The sequence below is a fragment of the Pseudochryseolinea flava genome (assembly GCF_003286915.1).
Lineage (GTDB): Bacteria > Bacteroidota > Bacteroidia > Cytophagales > Cyclobacteriaceae > Ohtaekwangia > Ohtaekwangia flava.
This window is the reverse complement of record NZ_QMFY01000008.1, coordinates 232661-250848: the sequence shown is the minus strand read 5'-3', so window position 1 is coordinate 250848 and position 18188 is coordinate 232661. Positions and strand designations below refer to the sequence as shown.

The 18188-nt window shown below is 43.7% G+C and carries 16 protein-coding genes and 1 tRNA gene; 5 read left to right on the top strand and 12 right to left on the bottom strand.

The features are described 5' to 3' along the window. Window positions 1-286 precede the first annotated feature (286 nt). From DQQ10_RS16635 to DQQ10_RS16605, 6 genes are all read right to left on the bottom strand, one after another. On the bottom strand, window positions 287-454 hold the full coding sequence (locus DQQ10_RS16635; RefSeq protein WP_112748013.1) for a DUF1328 domain-containing protein: 168 nt from the start codon (window positions 452-454) through the stop codon (window positions 287-289). Between the two features lie 799 nt (window positions 455-1253). Then, window positions 1254-1324: transfer RNA gene (locus tag DQQ10_RS16630), tRNA-Cys, on the bottom strand. Between the two features lie 161 nt (window positions 1325-1485). After that, entirely contained in the window at window positions 1486-3498 is a 2013-nt protein-coding gene (rpsA, locus tag DQQ10_RS16625) for a 30S ribosomal protein S1 (RefSeq protein WP_245970444.1), read from the bottom strand. Between the two features lie 398 nt (window positions 3499-3896). Continuing rightward, entirely contained in the window at window positions 3897-5282 is a 1386-nt protein-coding gene (locus DQQ10_RS16615) for a TolC family protein (RefSeq protein ID WP_112748011.1), read from the bottom strand. 3 nt (window positions 5283-5285) lie between these two features. Beyond that, complete coding sequence (locus tag DQQ10_RS16610) at window positions 5286-5972, bottom strand: ABC transporter ATP-binding protein (protein WP_112748010.1); 687 nt, start codon at window positions 5970-5972, stop codon at window positions 5286-5288. Between the two features lie 342 nt (window positions 5973-6314). Continuing rightward, window positions 6315-6812 (bottom strand): OmpA family protein, encoded by a 498-nt coding sequence (locus DQQ10_RS16605; protein ID WP_112748009.1) that lies wholly within the window; start codon window positions 6810-6812, stop codon window positions 6315-6317. A gap of 173 nt (window positions 6813-6985) precedes the next feature. Between DQQ10_RS16605 and DQQ10_RS16600 the strand changes: the two genes are divergently transcribed. After that, window positions 6986-9469 (top strand): ATP-binding protein, encoded by a 2484-nt coding sequence (locus DQQ10_RS16600; protein WP_112748008.1) that lies wholly within the window; start codon window positions 6986-6988, stop codon window positions 9467-9469. 22 nt (window positions 9470-9491) lie between these two features. On the opposite strand, the gene DQQ10_RS16595 is transcribed toward DQQ10_RS16600, so the two are convergent. The 3 genes from DQQ10_RS16595 to DQQ10_RS16585 form a co-directional block, all read right to left on the bottom strand. Continuing rightward, complete coding sequence (locus tag DQQ10_RS16595; protein WP_112748007.1) at window positions 9492-10838, bottom strand: sigma-54-dependent transcriptional regulator; 1347 nt, start codon at window positions 10836-10838, stop codon at window positions 9492-9494. Window positions 10839-10918: 80 nt separating this feature from the next. Continuing rightward, a complete protein-coding gene (locus DQQ10_RS16590) occupies window positions 10919-11317 on the bottom strand; it encodes a hypothetical protein (RefSeq protein ID WP_112748006.1) in 399 nt (132 codons plus the stop codon). Between the two features lie 200 nt (window positions 11318-11517). Next, complete coding sequence (locus tag DQQ10_RS16585) at window positions 11518-11862, bottom strand: DUF6249 domain-containing protein (protein WP_112748005.1); 345 nt, start codon at window positions 11860-11862, stop codon at window positions 11518-11520. A 177-nt stretch (window positions 11863-12039) separates the two neighbouring features. Here DQQ10_RS16585 and DQQ10_RS16580 point away from each other — a divergent pair, with 177 nt between their 5' ends. Together DQQ10_RS16580 and DQQ10_RS16575 are read left to right on the top strand one after the other, a co-directional pair. Beyond that, window positions 12040-12597: an RNA polymerase sigma factor gene (locus DQQ10_RS16580; RefSeq protein WP_112748004.1), complete on the top strand. Its 558-nt coding sequence runs from the start codon at window positions 12040-12042 to the stop codon at window positions 12595-12597. 2 nt (window positions 12598-12599) lie between these two features. Beyond that, window positions 12600-13109: a hypothetical protein gene (locus DQQ10_RS16575; protein WP_112748003.1), complete on the top strand. Its 510-nt coding sequence runs from the start codon at window positions 12600-12602 to the stop codon at window positions 13107-13109. Between the two features lie 29 nt (window positions 13110-13138). On the opposite strand, the gene DQQ10_RS16570 is transcribed toward DQQ10_RS16575, so the two are convergent. Both DQQ10_RS16570 and ahcY read right to left on the bottom strand, forming a co-directional pair. Beyond that, window positions 13139-13444, bottom strand: a complete 306-nt coding sequence (locus DQQ10_RS16570; protein WP_112748002.1) for a hypothetical protein — start codon at window positions 13442-13444, stop codon at window positions 13139-13141. A 248-nt stretch (window positions 13445-13692) separates the two neighbouring features. Continuing rightward, on the bottom strand, window positions 13693-15000 hold the full coding sequence (gene ahcY, locus DQQ10_RS16565; RefSeq protein ID WP_112748001.1) for an adenosylhomocysteinase: 1308 nt from the start codon (window positions 14998-15000) through the stop codon (window positions 13693-13695). A gap of 188 nt (window positions 15001-15188) precedes the next feature. Here ahcY and DQQ10_RS16560 point away from each other — a divergent pair, with 188 nt between their 5' ends. Further along, complete coding sequence (locus DQQ10_RS16560) at window positions 15189-15887, top strand: DsbA family oxidoreductase (RefSeq protein WP_112748000.1); 699 nt, start codon at window positions 15189-15191, stop codon at window positions 15885-15887. 44 nt (window positions 15888-15931) lie between these two features. Here the strand turns inward: DQQ10_RS16560 and DQQ10_RS16555 are convergent, their stop codons facing one another. Continuing rightward, window positions 15932-17182: a sialidase family protein gene (locus DQQ10_RS16555; protein ID WP_112747999.1), complete on the bottom strand. Its 1251-nt coding sequence runs from the start codon at window positions 17180-17182 to the stop codon at window positions 15932-15934. Between the two features lie 255 nt (window positions 17183-17437). On the opposite strand from DQQ10_RS16555, the gene DQQ10_RS16550 reads away from it, so the two are divergent. Beyond that, a complete protein-coding gene (locus tag DQQ10_RS16550) occupies window positions 17438-18184 on the top strand; it encodes a hypothetical protein (RefSeq protein WP_112747998.1) in 747 nt (248 codons plus the stop codon). Window positions 18185-18188: the final 4 nt, after the last annotated feature.

Sequence of the window (18188 nt, the reverse complement as noted above, 5' to 3'; positions counted from 1 at the left end):
TTCTCCTGAATAAGCGCACGGCAGGGTCGGAACGACAGTTCCTATCGATGGTGAACTTAATATCCTGCGTTCAATGTAAAGGCAGCGATTTCCGGTTATTCAGAAATGCTTTTGTCAAGGCGCTAACACCCCACGTGGGACGACGTGTTAATTGAAACGTCGTTTTCTCTCGGCGTTCGCAAAGTCGCTGGAAAAATCTTGAATACCTTCTCCAGAATAATAAAAATCTCAAAAACGAAGTCTCGGAATAAACTCAACATCGAGACTTCGTTAGTGAGCATTAACGTCAATTCTTGAATATGCTTTTGCCTGCTATGAGGACTAAAACAAACCCAACAAGGAAAATAAAGAACAGCACCTTAGCAATACTTTCAGCACCTTCTGAAATACCACCAAAACCAAAAATCGCAGCAACAAGCGCGATGATTCCGAATATGATTGCCCATCTTAACATAACTTTTTCATTTAGTGTATGTCACACATATTAAAATATTAATGCCTGACATGTTGAGGATCAGCAATGCAGCCTCCAGAATGCTACTTCCCTTGTGTTGAAAGTGTCTAATCCATTGCAGTTTCTTTGTGTCGCGCGATTCCTCAAATATTAATCTCGAACTTCTCCTGATTAAAAATGAAAGCTGTTTTTGTATCAATCATTTCGCCACTCCGCTGACTGCCTAAGCGCTAGCCACGCTCCATAAAACTCGCAACTCGAAACTCAAAGTTCGCGGCTATCTTTGAATCTTCCAGCAGCTGTACAGCCTTGTGTAAGTAATCAGCGACATAGCATTTGCACAAAACAAAAAAACTCGCAGCGCGAAACTCAAACCTCGCAGCTATCCCTTATCCAATTTCAAAACAAAAAAAGTCAACCCATTCCTGAGTTGACTTCCTCGAGGTCTCAAGTCCCGATAGCAATCGGGAAACCACTGCACAAGCTTTTTCCACGAGTACTCGCATAGCCCTCAGCCACGAAAAAAAAAACTCGCAGCTCGAAACTCAAACCTCGCAGCCTCTAAAAACTCGCAGCTCGAAACTCAAAGCTCGCAGCTATCCCTTAACCGATCTTAAAACAAAAAAGTCAATCCATTCCTGAGTTGACTTTCCTTGAGGTCTTGAGCGGTCCCGATAGCTATCGGGACGAACCGCGAATTTCTTGCAAATAAAATTGAGGTCTCAAGCGGTCCCGATAGCTATCGGGACGAACCGCGAATTTCTTGCAAATAAAAAAGTCATCCTTTCGGATGACTTTGAGGTCTCGAGCGGATTCGAACCGCTGTACAAGCTTTTGCAGAGCTCTGCCTAGCCGCTCGGCCACGAGACCATTTTAAATAAGCTTCGAGATATTAGCTTCGAGCTTCGTGTAGAAATGCGCCGACTGGCATTTAAACAGTGTGCAAAACTATAAAAATCAATTGTGTTTACAACGGCAACAAAAGAAAAAGGTGGCTTATTAGGCCACCTTTTCATATAAATCAAAACGAATTATTCTGATTTTGACTCGCCGCCAGACATCTTGTCTCTCAATGCTGCAAGTGCATCGAGATCTCCCAACGTAGATTTTTCACTTTGTTGGTTAATAGACTGGATCGTGCTGCCTTTAGAAGGTGCTTTCTTACCTGCACCGCCTTTGTTCGCAGCTGCTGCTGCAGGTTTCTCTTCTTCTGCAGACCACATCGCCTTGTGTGAAAGAACGATTCTTCTGTCATCTTTAGAGAACTCAGACACTTTGAAATCAAGTGACTCACCTACTTCAGCTTTGCCATTATCTTCTTTCGCGAGGTTCTTCGCTGCTACGAAGCCTTCGATACCGTAAGGTAACTCAAGCACAGCGCCTTTGTCGTTCTTGTTGATGATGGTTGCCTTGTGAACTGATCCGATTGTAAATACAGTCTCGAAAGTATCCCAAGGGTTTTCTTCGAGGTGCTTATGGCTAAGCGCAAGTCTGCGGTTAGCAGCATCGAGCTCAAGCACTTGTACTTCCATCGTCTCGCCTACTTTTACGAACTCAGAAGGATGTTTGATCTTCTTCGTCCAGCTAAGGTCTGATACGTGAACAAGTCCGTCGATACCTTCTTCAAGCTCGATGAAGAGACCGAAGTTTGTAAGGTTACGAACGATACCTTTATGTTTCGTTCCAACAGCGTATTTGCTGAGGACGTCTTGACGTGTCCAAGGATCTTCAGTAAGTTGTTTGATGCCGAGTGACATCTTACGCTCATCGCGATCGAGTGTCAATACTACAGCTTCAACTTCATCTGCAACTTTCATGAAGTCTTGTGGATTGCGTAAGTGTTGTGACCAGCTCATCTCACTTACGTGGATCAAGCCTTCAACACCAGGCTGAAGCTCGAGGAACGCGCCATAATCAGCAACGTTAACGATCTTGCCTTTAACTTTAGAACCAACCTGGATATCAGCAGGAAGTGAATCCCAAGGATGAGCAGTAAGTTGCTTCATACCAAGAGAAATTCTCTTCTTGTCTTCATCGAAGTCAAGCACAACAACTTTAACAGTTTGATCGAGCTTGAGAACTTCTTCAGGATGGTTGATACGACCCCATGAAATGTCTGTAATGTGGAGCAATCCGTCTACACCACCAAGATCGATGAACACACCGAAGTTAGTCATATTCTTGATCACACCTTCGAGTACTTGACCTTTCTCGAGGTTTGTAAGGATCGCTGCCTTCTGTTGTTCGAGATCTTTCTCGATGAGGACTTTATGCGATACTACTACGTTATCGTTCGTGTAGTTGATTTTCACAACTTTCACTTCGATGTTCTTGTTAACATAGATATCGAAATCGCGGATAGGCTTCACGTCGATCTGAGAACCCGGCAAGAATGCCTCGATTCCGAATACATCCACGATAAGACCACCTTTTGTTCTGCGTTTTACAAAACCTTCGATAACTTCGTCTTTGTCCAAAGCTTTCTGAACATATTCCCATCCTTTTACCAGCTTCGCTTTTCTGCGGCTGAGAACGAGTTGTCCCATAGCGTCTTCACGCTCTTCGATGAACAAATCAACAACATCACCAATCTTAAGATTAGTCATGTCTTTGAATTCAGCCAATGGTACAAGACCATCTGATTTGAATCCAATGTTCAAGATCACGTCGCGATCGTTGATACCTACAACAACACCTGAAACAACTTCACCTGTGTTTACTGTTGTTACAGTGCCAGAGTAAAGTTTCTCCATTTCAGAGCGCTTGTCTTTAGAGTATCCTTCTCCGAAGCCTTTAGAACCAAATGCTTCAAAGTCGAACTCGCCAGGGATCTGCTTTTCGTACTTTGCTTTTTTCAATTCAGACAATGGAATTGCGTCTGAACCGATCTCTTCTTTGTTGAGATTTTTGATCTCAGCCAATGGATCTTCTTCGTCTGAATCTGACTTAGATCCTTGTGCTTTTTGCGGTCCTTTTACAGGTCCTTTAGAATCTGCAGGTTTACGAGGTCCTTTACCTCCTGCAGGAGCTTGTGATTTTGCCATTTTTGGCGCCCTTTTTACATGCAACAGCCGGGCTTACTGCTACAAATTTGGTTGATTGCCTGCCCAGTACCTCCGGAACAGCCTGCCTGTGAAGACAGGGGGGCAAAATTAATAAAAAATGAGAATTTGATAAAGTTTTGTTTTGACTATCAGGAGAATAAGCTAGGAAAGGCTACTGGCTTCTGGCCACCTGGCTACTGACGTCCACTAGACCATAGGATACCATACTGACACCGTAACCAGACCGAAGCTACACCGTATCCAGAGTCAGGTTTCCGTGAAGACACGCCACCTTGTCAGGCCGCTTTTTGGACGAATTTGCAAGAACCAGCGCCACAAAAAAAGCCGGAGTTACCCGGCTTGTAAACTTTTAAATCGAAAATGACCTGAACACGAGCCTACTGAAAATCTTCAATTTTCAACGTGCCCAGTGCGTATTCCACCTGAATCTTTTGAAAGAGTAGTCGATACTCCGCCTGTGCGAAGTTCGTTTGTGCCTGAACAAATGCGCGATTTGCCGTTGAATATTCAACCAGGTTTGTGATCCCGAGATTATATCGCTCTTGTTCTAAACGATACGCTTCTTCCGCGGCTTTCAATTGATCTTGGCTTACAACGTACGACTTCTGCGCGCCCTCAAAATTTCTGCGCGCGCGCTGGATATCCGTCTTCAATTGAATCTCTGCATTCTTGGTTGCCAATTGACTGTTTTCATAGTTTACACGTTGTTGAACTACATTGGCACGTGTTTGAAAACCATTGAACAACGGGATATTAATTCCAACGCCGTAGACTTTATAGATGTTATCGGTTTGAAACTGATCGCGCCAAGGACGATTGATACCTTCATTATTACGGCGCACAGAATCAGGGATTCCATAAACATAGTTGTACGCCGTACCATAACTTCCGAAAGCATAAACACGCGGCATCAACACGCCTTGCGTTGCTCTCATCCCATATCGTCTAGCGCTTTCTGTACGCTCCGCGCGAAGATAGTCGGCCCGATGAATCTTTGCCGTTTGCAACATATGGTCTGGAGAAAGATCGACGTTACTGATCGTGTTAATGTCCCAGCTTGGTTTAGCTACCTTAAATTCATCGAACGGATCAGCCAGAAGTGATTGCGTCAGCAATGCCTTATCGTTGTTCAGTGTAATCTCTGCTTGCACCATCACCAACTCCGCAGCTTTTGTCAGTGCTTCTTGATTTAACTCATCGACTGGGGCACGACTTCCGGCTTCTACAAACCCACGGATCTGTTCGAGCTGTCGATCTTGCACGTCAAAGTTTTCTTTAGCGATGCGATAAAGTTCCAAGTCGAGTAATACTTGCAGGTATTGATTTGAAACGGTGTTGATTACGTCTTGCGAAGTTCGTTTTACAAAGTACGCTTGCGCATCAACAAGCTTGGCGTTTTGTTTCAAAGTATACAAAGAATTGAATCCCTGGAATAATGTTATCTCAGCATCGAGCGATACAGAAATATTATCACGGATACCATTCACAGCGCGTCCTTGTTGCTGATCGAACGAGTTACCATCCACGCGACGCGCGCTTCCGTTTAAACTCACCGATGGCCCGAGCGACGCCAGCGCAGATGTTTTCGCTACTTGTGAAGCACGGAGATTGTTCCGCTCCTGATTCAGCGTCACGCTATTCATCAAGCCAATCTTCACCGCTTCGTCAAATGTTAACAACTGCGTCGTGTCTTGCGCAGCTTGACCATACGAAGCCACGGCAACGCAAAACGACAATCCGATACCCGTTATAAACCCCTTCATTATTTAAACATTTACATTTACTTGTTCATCTGCTACCACTGCACCATCACCGACACGGATAATTCGTTTACCGTAACGTGCATTTTCTTCCGAGTGGGTTACTTGAATGATGGTAATACCTTCGTCATTTAACTTCTTAAAGATCTCCATGATCTGTTTGCCTTGGTCGGAATGCAAGTTCCCCGTTGGCTCATCGGCAAGCAGTAGCTTGGGTTGTCCGACAATAGCGCGCGCAATACCCACCAACTGCTGTTGTCCACCACTAAGTTGCTCAGGGAAAAGATCTTTCTTGGCAACCATGTTGAAACGATCCAACATCTCAGCTACCATACTCTTGCGCTGACTTCCACTTACACCTTTATAAAGCAATGGCGTTTCGATATTTTCATATACCGTTAGTTCATCGATGAGGTGATAGGCTTGGAAGATGAATCCGATATAGTTTTTGTGCATATCCGACTTTTGCTTCTCCTTCATTTTATGCACCGGCTCATCGAAAAAGTAATACTCACCTGCTGAAGGTTCATCAAGCATACCGATGATGTTCATGAGCGTCGATTTACCTGCGCCGCTAGGGCCCATAATGGTTAGAAACTCACCCTGCTCTACATCAAGGTTTACACCTTTTAAAATGAACGTGCGTTGAAAACGGGAGTCTACGTACTTGTCGATGTCGCGTAATTTGATCATGTACTTGCGGTTAAATAATGTGGTATTTTATTGTGATCCCACCCGGAAACAATTCCGGCCAGTCATCCGGTAGCCAACAATAGTGCCAATGGAAATTCCTTGTAAGATGCGAAAAAACGCGGTTTTGTAATAGTTCGACTCGTCCGGTAATGTGATTTAGTGTCCGGTATAGGACAGTTGATTTCCTCGAAGCTTGCACCATTTAGCTACTATGCATGAATTAATCAGACGGACTCAGTAGAACGTTCAAAAAGTTGATAAGAGTAGAGTGCGATCCGGTTTTTGGGCTGCTATGAAAAATTTCTCCGGACACTGATTCCATTTAGCTAGATTCAATCAACCTTAGAACACGATAGGATATAAAATAACATCCACCCTCCTGTTCATTTGCATGCCTGACCACGAGTCGTTGCTATATACCGGATTATCGAGCCCCCAATCTTTAATGGTGATCTTATGCTCGGGAATTTGATTGTAGAGAAGCACATTTTGAACAGCCTCACTTCGCTTTTGTGAAAGCCACTCATTGTACTGTTTCCCGCCGATGGGATCGGTGTGACTGATCAAGTGTATTTGATATTTCTCTAATGCGTTCGGAATAGAATCGAGCCAAAACAATAGATCGTTGACTTGCTCTCCATCGATATCATAACTCCCGCCGCCGAAATAGATACTCTTCCTGATCTCGTCGGGAGCGATTTGTTGGGCATGCAACACATTCACGATACCCATCACCAAGAGGAAGAGAAAAGCACGCATATTGGAAGTTACATTTTTTTTCTCTCTACTAGGATATCCTTTCGGCGTTTGATACCGGGCGCTTGATGAATGGATATCCATCGATTATCGATAACTATCTGCTCGCGTCGAAGAATATGTATTGAATATCAAAACGTTTGTGCAATTTCACGTTAACACATCGTACGAGAAGCCGGCATTAAATTTTAGCATGTCATAACCACGATCCTGTTCCTGTGCAGTCGACAAAAGAAAAAATTTACTCATCATCCTCCATGCAGCGTAAAATCTTGATCGGATTTACGCTCACCTTCGTCGCTATTCTACTGGCGCTAGGCATTGCACGCTACGCCTTCAACGATGTTATGGACACCGTCGATGAGCTCTCGGTTCCTAACGAGAAACTCGGCGCTCTAAATCGTGTGTTTCAAGAAATTACCACATTAGATCAATTACAGCGTGCCGACGCGATCAAAAATCCAAAGAAACCGCATCGCGTTTTTTTAAATGAATCAAATGAACTTCTCGGATTAATTGATTCGCTAAGCTTGATGGATTGGGACAGCGTACAACGTCAGCGAATTGTATCGATGAAAGATGTATTCCGGAGAAGAGATAAAGCATTTTTCTCTTATCTGCGACAGAAGTCACTCCTTGCGTCAAACACCAATCTATCACGACGAATCGATACCCTTTCGAACATCATCAATGACAAGAAGATTGAAATAGACACTAACGTTGTAACGACACAGAAGAAAACAATCACCACGTTTCTTCCAGACACGATGGCGGATAAAAAAGATGATCGAGGATTTTTCTCGAAGCTTTTCGGGGGTAAGAAAAAGAACGAGCCTGCTACTGAAACCACCAATATAAAAGTGCAGGAAGAGTTAAGCGTTACTGTCGATACGGTTGCCGTAGCACGCCAGAATAAAGCACTCGAGGAAGTTGAGAAAATCATGTACGATCTCGAGACCGATCAGCGAACACAGAACAGAAAACTTCTTCGCCAAGAACTAGAAGTGATTCATGCCAATACGCTTTTCATTAGTGAACTTCTCAGCATTCTGCATCAAGTGGAGAACGAAGAACTTGTAAAGATGAGGTCACAAAATGATCATGCTGCAAACTTGATGAATAAAAGTATCGGACGAATTGTGATACTCGTATTGATCTTATTTCTGGGCACTGCGTTTGTAATCTATCTGATCTGGATCGACATTACCAAAAGCAACTTTTATAAAGATCAACTCGAAAAAGCGAAAGACGAAGCCGAAGAATTGAGTTTGGTTAAGCAGCGATTTCTCGCCAACATGAGCCATGAGATTCGTACGCCCTTGCAATCTATTATCGGATATGCAGAGCACATCAAACAACAAAAGGCGATCGATCGCGAGGCCGTTGACGCTATTCACAGCTCATCAGAACACCTGTTACATATTGTGAACGAAGTGCTCGACTACAGCAGGATCGCCTCCGGTAATCTCACTTTCGAAAAAGAAGATTTTAGTCTTCAATCAGTGATACACGAAGTGACTGCGGCGATGCGTATCCAGGCCGAAAAGAAAAAACTTACGTTTCTCCTCGAATTGGAAAGCGATCAAGACTACGCGCTTCGTGGCGACTCCTTTCGATTACGACAAATTCTTTACAATCTCCTCGGCAATGCGATAAAGTTTACACACAAGGGATTTGTGAAACTTCATCTGAAAACCATTCCGAATTTAAATAGCGTAAAATGTCGTTTCGACATCGTCGACACTGGCATTGGTATCAAAGCAGAAGACCTCTCGAAGATCTTCAATCAGTTTGAGCAAGCGAACACTTCCATTGCCCGACAATACGGGGGCACGGGGTTAGGACTTACGATTGTAAAATCGCTGATTGAATCACAAGACGGGAATCTCACCATCAGTAGCGCGCCCGGTCAAGGTTCTACATTTTCTGTAGAACTTATCTTTGAAAAAGCTGTGACAAGAAAACCAACGGCTAAAAACACAACGCCTGCCAAGCCTGACCATTTTGTTGGCAAGGTGATCGCTGTCGATGACGATGCCATGATCCTCCGATTATGCGGCCTGATTTTAAGTAAGTTCAACATCGAGCATGACCTTTATAATGAAGCCGAAAAACTGCTTCAAGAAAAGAAAGATGAGCGCGTCACACATTTCATGATGGATATCAGGATGCCACGGATTAACGGCATTGAATTGTGTTCAGCACTGAAGAAAATATACGGTAACCGCGTTCAATACATCGCACTGACAGCGCACGTATTACCAGAAGAACAGGAAGAATTATTATCGCAAGGCTTTGACAAAGTGCTATCGAAACCGTTTCACGAAGAAGATCTCATAGCATTACTTGGCCATACCGTAGATGAAAAGCCAGCAGAAGTAGAGAGATCATCATCCATTGACGTTGCCGCGCTTCGAAAAATGACCTTCGACGATGACGAACTTTTCCATTCCGTAATCAATCAATTTATCGTCGACACATCCAGTGATCACCATAAATTAACGAATGCTATTGCGTCGCATGATATCGGCACCATTCGCGAGACTGTGCACAAACTTACAGGCCGCATCGGTCAAATGGGCGCTCGACATATTTCGGACAAACTTCACCGAATTGAGAAACGAATTGATCAAGGCGAAAACCTCGCCGCGATGTTGAATGACATTCGCCACAGCGAAGAACTTGTTAGGAAGTTAGTCGAAGAAGTAAAACAATTGATGCTCGCCGAAAGTAAACTCTAGGCGAGCCAAGATCACACGATTGTTATTCTATATTGTACTTCTCCATTTTCAAGTACAACGTCTTCCTGTCGATGTTTAATATTCTTGCAGCTTTGGATTTGTTGTACCGCACTTCTTGAAGCGTTTTGATGATCATCTCCTTTTCCTGAGACTCCTGTAACGCCTTCAAATCGTAGATCGGTGCTGTTGGCGTTTTCGGCGCAGGATTTCTAACGGCATCCAACATTTCTATCGGGAGCGTTTCAATCAACACATGATCGCCCTGCGTGAGAAGCACTGAACGCTTGACAACATTTCTCAATTCTCGAAGATTACCAGGCCAGTCGTAATTTTTCAAAATATTCATCACCTGATCGTCGAAGCGCACCACTTTTCTACCAAGTTCCTGGTTCGCCGCGCTGCGAAAGAAGTTTAGGAATTCAATCAGATCGTCGCCACGTTCGCGCAAGGGAGGCACACGCAACATAAATTCATTTATACGATGGTAAAGATCTTCGCGGAATTGGCCACGCTTAACACTTTCAGCGAGGTCATCATTCGTTGCCGTGATAATGCGAACATCCACATGAATTTCTTTATTACTACCAATCGGTGTGATAATACGTTCCTGAATAGCACGCAGTAGTTTCACTTGAACTTCGTATGAGAGGTTTCCCACTTCATCCAAAAACAAAGTTCCGCCATTGGCTTCAAGAAACTGACCGTTCTTATCGTTCATCGCACCGGTAAACGCACCTTTCACATGTCCAAACAATTCGCTCGCCGCGAGGTCCTTCGACAGCGCGCCACAGTCTACAGCGACGAATGGCCCTTTTGCACGTTGGCTTAACCGATGGATTGATCGTGCTACATTTTCTTTGCCGGTTCCGCTCTCTCCCTCGATAACGACCGACATGTTTGTTGGCGCCACGAGGCGAACATGCTCATGAAGCTGTTTTGCAACTACACTTGTGCCTTCGACAAATTGTTTGCTATCAACGGCGGTTTTCTTTTCGGGTGTGACAATCTTTTCGTTCTTCAGCGCCTGCCTAACCACCATCAAAAGCTCGTCGGGGTTTACAGGTTTGGTGATATATTCAAAGGCGCCTACTTTAATCGCTTTAACTGCCGTGCGAATATCTGAGAAGCTCGTCATGATGATGACTGGCACATCACTTCCTTCCTTCTTGATGTCTTGAAGAATATCCAATCCAGTAGTATCGGGCAGTCGATAGTCGAGGAGGACGAGCTTAAATGATTTTGATGCAAACGCTTTCAAGCCCTCTTTCCCGTTGTGATGGGACGTTACTTGAAAACCGTGTTTAGAGAGAAAACCCTCCAGGATACGTGTGAAGGTTAGATCGTCTTCGATAAGTAAGATTTCAGCCATAATTTCGGCTGAAAATAAAAAGAAAGCTGGAATATTCTTCCAGCTTTCTGACTTGTTTGCTCACAGGTTAAGAATACTTATTAGTCTTCTTTCTTTTTACCTTCTTTGTCGAATTTGAAAGTTTTGGTTTCAGCACCATTTTTCAATTCAACTTCATATGTATCTGTTGATTTAACATGATAAGCCGCGTTGATCAACCATCCTTTATATTCTTGTGCTTCGAGTGTTTTTTTCACAGCTTCAGGAAGTTCTTCAGCTTTGATTTTCACTTTCTCATCTTGGGTTGCAACTGCAGCAGTTGAAGGAGCAGCTGATTCAGGTGCTGGACTTTCTTGCGCTTGAACTGCAACAACACTAGCACCGAATGCCATCATAGCGAACACTAACTTTTTCATTCTTTTATGGTTTTGATTAAACATTTTGTTTTCATCATTACTAATAAGCATGATGCCAAAGCATGCGTTAATATTCAAAACCATTGTTCGTCAACAGTTTAGAGGATCTTATCAAATTACTTTCGTGTAAAAGTTGTAGACACTTTCTACAATGTGTTGGAAATGTTGCCCGGCAGTATCTGTTGACCGTCGGCTACTACTCCCTATGTATCCGTTTTACCATGGGAAAAACTCCCTTCGAGAACGAAGCGAGTTTCATTTATAAATTTTCTAGTAAACGTTGACTACGTTTTTGCTTTCTTTTCTTCAATGATGTACGCAACACCGAGACCAATTCCGCCGAAGATGAACAGCATCGAGAAATAAGCAACAGGAGCATCCATGTCTGTTGACGATTCCAACACATGCCCCATGAGCATACCAATACCAGCTCCAATAAGTAAGAGCGACGCGCGAAGCGGAAACGAAGTATTCGTGAGATTCTTGAGCTGAATGAGATCTGCACTTAGCCCTTTTTCAATGAGCGCCATTCTTTCTTCATTCTGATACTTTCTAAGATAGATGATCATGATCACGGCACCGATAATCAAAATGATGGGAATCATCGTCCCTAAAACTGCTACATCCATGGTAAATAGTGTTTAATTATGCCGCTTTGACGTCGTGAAATTAGAACAGGTTACCGAACTCGAAAAAAAATAATATGAGAATGGTTTTAACATAAGTCTACAATACAATTAAAATATCTGTGAAACTTGACGTAACGCCTGTAACTTGAATAGAACAAAGCGCGTCAAAGCCGTGTCATGACCAACGATCCGGATTTAATTTTAATCGACAGGGTACTTGCCGGAGAGCAGCATGTTTTCGCCGAGCTGGTGGATAAGCATAAACGGTACGCATTTACCATTGCGCTAAAAATTTTGCAAGATCGCGGCGAAGCAGAAGAAGCGGCGCAGGATTCGTTCGTGAAAGCATATCACCACTTGGTCAAGTTTAACCGTGAAGCAAAATTCTCAACATGGTTTTACAGGATCGTTTTTAATACGGCCATCTCGTACAAGCGAAAGCAGAAGGCAAACTTTCAAGATATTGAGCACACGGTAATCCACGATTCCGCCGATGTAGAAAGCACGCTGGAGCGTGACGATAAACAAAAATACTTGTCATTGGCCCTCACCAAACTCAACGACCAAGACCGTACGGCACTGTCGTTATTTTATCTGGATGAATTTTCGCTGGAAGAAATCGGAGAGATTACGGGACTACCGACAAACACAATGAAAGTTAGGATTCACAGAGCCCGTCAAAAATTGGCAGAAGAGCTAAAATTAATACTGAGCAAAGAAGCATTAACTTTATAGTTATGAAAGATCTGGACAATACCTATGATGATCGAATCTTTTCCTTGCTGGATGGCACACTATCTCCAGAGCAGGCAAAAAGATTAATGACAGAAATTGAATTGTCAGCGTCATTAAAGGCGCAGTATGAAGAAGCTAAACTGATCCACAGCATGCTTGCTGGACCAGCGCTGTCTGATCCGCCCAGCAACTTCACGCATGTGGTCATGAACAAAGTGAATGGTTCAGCCTCCTTAGCACAACCATCGATCTGGAAAGGAATTTTTCTATTATGCGGTGTATTGCTTACCATGGCGATTGCCATCGTGCTCGTATCGCAGGGAGTATTTAACGAAACAACAACATTAGACCTTGATCACCTTAACGTTCCCCAGGGTATACTACCTGAGATCAGTATCAATGGAAAACTGATCATGAATGTTATACTCGCCCTGAACTTAATCATAGGCTTTATTGTGTTAGACCGAACGATACTAAAACCATTGTTTACGAAGCGGAGAGTGTCCGCATAGTGTCGGCTAAAAATAGCAACGCGTTCTTGTTAGAACGATTTACTCGCGCCGTCTTCTTTCTTTTCCTTTGGCTCTGGACATTCTATTTTCCAATCTTTAGAAAGGGCGATGGTACCTTCCTTAACACCGGCAATTACTTCATCGGTTTTTTTGTTGTATCGGCACCCGATATCGACGTACCGATATTTAGCTCCATCGATCTTAAAGTTGAAGTGACAAGTGTTCGAAGCCTTGTGCGTTTTCATGCAAATGAATTCAATATTTTCCTGGGGTGTCTTGAATCCGGTGAGAAGGATGAAAGCTGCGACGGCAGCAAGGGTTAAAAGGTTCCGCATGGTTTCGTTGTTCGTGCTCAAATATAAAGGAAATGCCTTCTAGCATCCTATGAAGCCTGGTTAGATGCGAATATCTTGCCAGGAAATGCTGCGTTAATCGTTATTCGTATGTGCATTTCCGCACAAAAGCGCCGGGGTTCCTGCGTTCACGAAGAAGGCTATAAAAAGAAAGGCCCTGTCTTTCAACAGAGCCTTTATATGAATTTGCATTTCGCGCATCGCCACAAACGTGCGACGAGAGGCTTGCATTAATAGCGGTAGTAATCTGGCTTGAAAGGACCTTTCACTTCAACGCCAATATATTTAGCTTGATCACCTGTGAGTTCATCAAGCTCAACGCCGATTTTCTTCAAGTGAAGTCTTGCAACTTTCTCATCCAAGTGCTTCGGCAACATGTAAACTTTATTCTCATACTTGTTTGAGTTGTTCCAAAGTTCAAGCTGTGCAAGCGTTTGGTTTGTAAACGAGTTCGACATTACAAATGAAGGGTGACCTGTTGCACAACCAAGGTTCACAAGGCGTCCTTCTGCAAGCAGAATAACTTGACGGCCATTCTTCAATGTATAAAGATCTACTTGTGGCTTAACTTCATCCTTCGCTGCATTTTTATTCAACCATGCTACGTCGATCTCATTATCGAAGTGACCGATATTACATACGATCGTTTTATCTTTCATCGATTCGAAGTGGCGTGCCAACACAATGCCAAAGTTACCTGTCGCCGTCACCACGATATCCGCTTCTTTAACAGCATCGTCCATTTTCTTCACGGCATATCCGTCCATCGCCGCTTGCAGCGCGCAGATCGGATCGATTTCAGTAACGATTACACGCGCACCCGCACCGCGTAGAGACGCCGCAGAACCTTTTCCTACATCGCCATAACCAGCGACAACAGCAACTTTACCGGCCATCATCACATCTGTTGCACGACGAATCGCATCTACGAGAGATTCTTTACAACCGTACTTATTATCGAATTTAGATTTTGTTACAGAGTCATTGATATTGATCGCTGGAATAGGAAGTTTTCCATTGTTCATACGTTCGATCAAGCGATGAACGCCAGTGGTTGTTTCTTCCGAGATACCACGAATATCTTTTACAAGTTCTGGGAAACGATCAAGAACCATGTTGGTAAGGTCACCACCATCGTCGAGGATCATGTTCAAAGGTTTGCCGTCTTTGAAAGCGAAAAGTGTTTGTTCAATACACCAGTCAAATTCCTGTTCGTTCATACCTTTCCAAGCGTACACTGGAATACCAGCAGCAGCAATGGCCGCAGCCGCGTGATCTTGCGTAGAGAAGATGTTACAAGAAGACCAAGACACTTCTGCTCCAAGGGCGATCAATGTTTCAATCAACACTGCAGTTTGGATGGTCATGTGCAAGCAACCCGCGATACGCGCGCCTTTTAAAGGCTGCTGTTTGCCAAATTCTTCACGAATTGCCATTAAACCCGGCATTTCAGCCTCAGCAAGGGTAATCTCTTTACGACCCCAGGCAGCCAATGAAAGGTCTTTAACCTTGAATTTCAATTTTTCGTCAACCGTCATGTTCTTATGTTTTTTGCTTTTTCCGGAACCTTGCTTCTACAACGTCCAGAGGGACTTTTTGTTAGTAAGCAGCGACAAAAATAAGGAGAATCTGCGAGAAAATGACTGGGAATTATGCGCTTTTCCGAACCGCCTCACCAGGCAAGAACTAAAAAAAGCGTCGCCCTGTTTGCACTTAAAACATTTACATGAACACGAAACCAACCATTAAAATCGATATAGTTTCCGACATCGTTTGCCCATGGTGCTACATTGGTAAGCGCCGACTTGAAAAGGCCATGCATCAGCTAGCTGACAAATTTCAATTTGAAGTGGAGTATCATCCTTTTGAGCTCAATCCAAATACACCGGTAGAAGGTGTTAATCAGAAAGAACACCTTATTGATAAGTTTGGGAGCGAAGCCCGCTACGAACAGCTTACGGGAAATGTAACCAATGTTGCAGCCCAAGAAGGATTAACGTTCGATTATGATAAGCAAACTACGTCGCCCAACACAAGAATGCTACATAGCATCGTTCAACTCGCAAAGCTTGAGGGCAAACATCTCGAAGTGATGGAAGCTTTATTTAACGCCTACTTTACGGATGGTGTCGATCTCACGAACAAAAACACACTGCGCGAAATAGCAAAATCAGTTGGCCTTGTGAATGCCGCGGACCCTGACATCTTTGCAAGTCCGCAGGCAATTCAACAAATATCACTTGCCGAGAAAGAATTAAGCAAACTTGGCATCACGGGTGTGCCGTTCTACATCATCAACAATAAGTATGGAGTTTCCGGCGCACAGGCTTCCGAAACTTTTGTAAAAGCATTTCAAGAAATTCATGCTGAAAGCGAGGTCGCAATCACTGGCGACGCTTGTGATGTCGACGGCAAGAATTGCTAAATAATTTTCAGTAGTTGTTGTAGGGTGAAGGTACTACGCGACAACTACTGATTCTTCGCTAGATCTTCATACTTCACGGTGGCTACTTTGGCTACGCTTTTTCCGTTCTCGTCTTGTAACCAAATGGTGCTTACCACTCCCTTGTGGGCCGATACGTTGATATACTCCGGCGTATATCCTGAGGGCAAATGAATGGGTGCGCTGGTAAGCGATAGTGTTTTAAAGCTGATCCCGGCATCATTTGACCACGATAGTTTTACATGTATCAAGCCATCTTCGTCCATTTCGTAATAAACGATGTATAAAAAGCCAGTGCTTTGATCAATGGTTGCCCAGGGTAAGAATTGGTGATGCACGCCTTCTAATTTCGGCGTTACTTTCTCTGGCGATATCCAAAGATCACCGAAGTTGACGGAGCGTGTGAAATAAATATCGGTGGTGGTTTTGCCATACCGTTGATCTGCAAATACAACATACAACAATCCGCGTTGCTCACTCTTACCGCGGTCGGATACAATTAACGCTTTGCCATTCGTCGGTCCCAGGTCGGGGATTTCTATTTTTCTACCGGATCTTTGTTGGATGGCCGGAATATCGTTCGAGAGCCAAAGACCGCCATCGAAAGAACGATCTACCATCACGCGATCACCTTGCGACCATCCTACGAACATCTTTCCATCGATACCTGCAGCCGGCATACTTCCCGCTACAGCACTTTTATCGTCGACACAATTGCCGGGTGTCTGAGAAATTTCGATCGGATCACCCCATTTCTTTCCACTCGACGAGCGCGAAAGCATGATACGCGACTGACAATTTGCATCATCACTTCCATATTTATCGAACTCCGTCCAGGATACATATAAATTTTCTTTACCATCATAAATAGCCCAAGGCATCCGGCGATCCTTCTGTTGAGGGTCTGTTACGGCAATGGGTTCACTCCAAGTTTTTCCACCATCGGATGATGCATGGCAAAAGATAACACTGGAACCACTCGCCGTTTGTTCTGTATGAAGATAGTGTGCGTCGCCCTTTACATTGGCAACCACTACAGGCGCTCCAACACCCAATGCTTCCGACAATGATTTCGTCCAATTCTGGCCGCCGTCGATACTATAATGTATGGCGCCACCGGTAGCAGCAATGATATTTTGTGGATTCTTTGGATTTACGGTGACAGCGACATTGTGTGCGGTTGCCGATACTTCTCCTAAATCCTTTACGGTTTGACCAAAGGCCATTGAAGAAACGAGGGTAATGGCCGTTAGGGCGCCCGTGGTTTTGAGCTTCATATTGAATGTTTGGGTAAAAATAGAGTAGAAAATTGGAGTATCGAAAAACAGGCGGACAAGAATTTGGATGTTTGGTTCAACAAAATTTATACTCAAGGTGGGGAAAATTTCTACAAAGGATTCTGAGCAAAATCTAAAAATTCGAGGGAGCGGGTTAATTCATCGCCATGATCGACTGTTTATCCCCGAAAATGAAAAAGTATGGCCCCCTGCTGTCTCATTTGCAAAGGGTAGTAGAAATTAAAACTTAACAATATGAAGAAACTCATCTTTGCATTGCCACTGATTGCAATGCTCTGGAGCTGTGATAGAGAAGAAAAGGCAAGACTCCATGCCGAAGTCGATTCGTTACGTACTGAACTTCAAGTGAGCCAACAAACTGCTCAGCAACTTAATGAAGTCGGTGTTCTGATCGATTCTATTGACGCAAGCAGACAACTTCTGAGAACGGATGTTGTTGAAGGCACTTCTTACAAAGACTATTCTGGACGATTGAAGAGCATCAACAACCACATCAGAGAAACACAAGCGAAGATTGCAGAACTTGAAAAGTCTGTAAAATCTTCTAAAGCTTCATCCTCTGGATACTCTGCTACCATCAAGCGTTTGAAAGCTGATCTTGAAGCCAGCACGGCTCAAATCGCTGCACTTCAAACTGAAGTAGAAAGAATGCGTGGTGAAAACGCGAACTTGACAGCGTCTGTAAATCAGAAAGATTCTTTGATCAACATGAACACAGAAACGATCAAGATGCGTGAGCAAGATGTTGCTAACCTCGAAACAAAGGTTGAAGAAATCAACACGCAATCACGCTTAACTCAGGCAGACATGTACTTTGCACAAGCACAAGCACTTGAAACTGCTGCTGACAGAACGAAGTTTGCGCCTAAGAAGAAAAAAGAAACTAGACGTGAAGCGCTTGAGCTTTACAAACTTTCTTACTCTTTAGGAAAGTCTGAAGCGCAGCAAAAAATTGACGAACTTGAAAAAGAAGTTGGATAATTTA